The sequence below is a fragment of the Planktothrix sp. FACHB-1355 genome (assembly GCF_014748295.1).
In the GTDB taxonomy this organism is placed as follows: Bacteria; Cyanobacteriota; Cyanobacteriia; order Cyanobacteriales; family Aerosakkonemataceae; genus Aerosakkonema; species Aerosakkonema funiforme_A.
In genome coordinates this window covers 1-2,321 of record NZ_JACJUP010001114.1, presented here as the reverse complement: position 1 = coordinate 2,321, position 2,321 = coordinate 1, and the positions used below count along the sequence as shown (strand labels likewise).

Genomic DNA, 2,321 nt, shown 5'->3' with positions numbered 1-2,321 from the left:
TTTTAGTATTTTTGCGATACGGCGGTTCATTATAGCCCTCGGTCAGTTTCTGGAGCAAACTTTTTTATTTGCGTTACAAGCTCCAGGAAAATTTACTAAATTGCTTTTAGGATTGTTCCTTACACCTCTGAGTAAGTTAAATTTTAATAGAAGTAGCATCAAACAATCAGAAGCAAATGTTTTATCTTTGAATCCTGCAATTACTGCGACAGACAGCGATAATAAAAAAGAACGACTTGCATATATATTGAATAGGTTAGAAGCAATCAGGCAGGAACAAAACCAGCTCTTACAGGAGGCAACAACTATATTGGCATCGAGTGAAAATACTCATTAGTCAACACAAAAAAAGTGCGTCGAACCAAGCGGTCGTAAAAACTTATCTAATCGTAGGATCGGTTAGGCACGAGCGGTAAGGCGGGGTCACCCCACCCCTACATTCAACCAATAATTAATTTTCTGTGGCATAACCCACGATCGTATCATATCCAGTTGCATCAGTAGCTAAAAAAAATTGCGATCGCATCTGTGTTCATCTGTGTTTATCTATTTTCATCTGTGGTTAAATTATGGAATAAATCCTAATGTTTTAGATAAAATTGTTCGTGGTTATTGTTGCACAGATACTGAGCAATTCAATAAACCCAGAACTACGAACAATATAGCTTATCAAAGCAGACGAAACGAATTGACAAACTTTTGTGTATTCTCAGCTTCAGATGCCATTCCCACAATTACGTATAAACGTTGCTTAACCAAAAATACCCTAGCCGCACCAGGAGTACCATCGCGGAGAGTAAACTCGAATTCTTTACCCGGATTGCCGTCAAGTGTAATGCTGCGAGAAGCGATTAATTGAGCTTTAGCTTCTTTTACGAAGTCAGTTGGCGTACTATCTAAAAGTTTTTTAATTGCCGTGTCGCTCAATTCTTCTGCTTCTGGAATGTCTGAATAGTGAATCAAAAAAGCAGATGTTTCCTGAGTAAGGGTGAAAGAGTGTTCGACAAAACCATCTTCATTAGTTTCAGTTTCCTGATTAGGTGTACCGGGCATTAAGACAGCAAAGCGCCCCGCCACAGAAGAGAATTCACCCCAATCCGATTGAGCTACTAAAACAGACGATCGAACTCCGCCCAGCTGCCTTAATGGTAAGGTATTTTCCGCTCTGACGATCGCGGGTAGGCAGATGGTAGCTGTCAGGATAGCGGTAGCTAAAATATTTAATTTCATAGTAGGGTGTCTCCTGAATTGTGGGGCAGCTTTTTATTTAGGATACACTAACAGCAGCCTCAGTACGGTATTCTAGATAGCCGACTTCTTCAAGAAGCCGGGTATTCGGTCGCAGGGTAATAACGAGCTGAAGATAATTTTCAGGTATAAAGATGACAAAGACAGTCAATCCCTAAAAATAATTGCTAGTGTCCGCTCAACTGTAAACTACCTGCGAGGAGCATCTTAAACAATGATTTCTTCAAAAGAAGCCGCCCCTACATCACTCAAATTCCGCCTCCGCACCGCCTTGGTGGTGCCTTTTGTATTGCAAATCGTCACTGCTGTCGGTTTGGTGGGCTATCTCTCATTCTACAACGGGCAAAAAGCCGTCAACGACTTGGTGCTGCGGCTGCAAAACGAAACTAGCTCTCGCATCAATCAGCACCTTGACACCTTATTAGCCACTCCTGCTCAAGTCAACCAAATCAACGTGGATGATTATAAAACAGGAAATCTGAACTTGCTAGACTATGAGCGCACCTGGCGTCAGTTTTACAGCCAAATGAAAACGTTCAAGAGTTTGAATTACATTGGCTTCGGTCGTCCCCAGGGTAGTGAGTATGTTGGTGTCGGTCGCGAAGCAGATGGCAGATTGTACGCGGCAATGATGCAATCTTCTTACAAGGGTCGATCCAAGCGATACGATTTGGATAGTCAGGGAAATCCTACCCGCGTTACCCAGGAGGAAGCCTTTGAATACGTAGACGATAGTTCGTTTACGGATGCAGTGAAAGCAGGTAAACCAGTCTGGGCCGAGATAACATACTGGACTGATAAACCAGATGTTGTGACAATTAGCTGTAGCTATCCGGTATATGACAAAAGTGGGAACTTGGTAGGTGTGATCGGCACTGAGTTGTTTCTCCCACAGTTGAACACCTTCCTGCAAAATTTGAAGGTGAGTCCTTCTGGTAAAATTTTCATCTTGGAGCGGGATGGGTTGGTTGTGGCTACTTCCACCAGCGAAAAATCTTACCAGATAAAACAAGGTAAACCCGAACGCCTCAATGTACTTGAAATTAAAGACCTTTAATTCAAGCGACTGCTCA

Annotated in this window: 2 protein-coding genes and 1 pseudogene; 2 read left to right on the top strand and 1 reads right to left on the bottom strand. The window is 42.5% G+C overall.

Annotation, left to right across the window (positions count from 1 at the left end; translation table 11 throughout):
- Nucleotides 1-337: pseudogene (locus H6S82_RS29640) on the top strand (hypothetical protein); the annotation flags it as partial.
- 332 nt (nucleotides 338-669) lie between these two features.
- On the opposite strand, the gene H6S82_RS29635 reads toward H6S82_RS29640, so the two are convergent.
- On the bottom strand, nucleotides 670-1,230 hold the full coding sequence (locus H6S82_RS29635; protein WP_190465822.1) for a hypothetical protein: 561 nt from the start codon (nucleotides 1,228-1,230) through the stop codon (nucleotides 670-672).
- Between the two features lie 232 nt (nucleotides 1,231-1,462).
- On the opposite strand from H6S82_RS29635, the gene H6S82_RS29630 reads away from it, so the two are divergent.
- Nucleotides 1,463-2,305, top strand: coding sequence for a cache domain-containing protein (locus H6S82_RS29630; protein ID WP_191057208.1), 843 nt, complete (start codon nucleotides 1,463-1,465; stop codon nucleotides 2,303-2,305).
- Nucleotides 2,306-2,321 lie beyond the last annotated feature (16 nt).

Excerpts from the sequence above, each read along its gene's own strand:
- H6S82_RS29630 (WP_191057208.1), top strand. The coding sequence starts at position 1,463 with ATGATTTCTTCAAAAGAAGCCGCCCCTACATCACTCAAATTCCGCCTC.
- H6S82_RS29635 (WP_190465822.1), bottom strand. The coding sequence starts at position 1,230 with ATGAAATTAAATATTTTAGCTACCGCTATCCTGACAGCTACCATCTGC.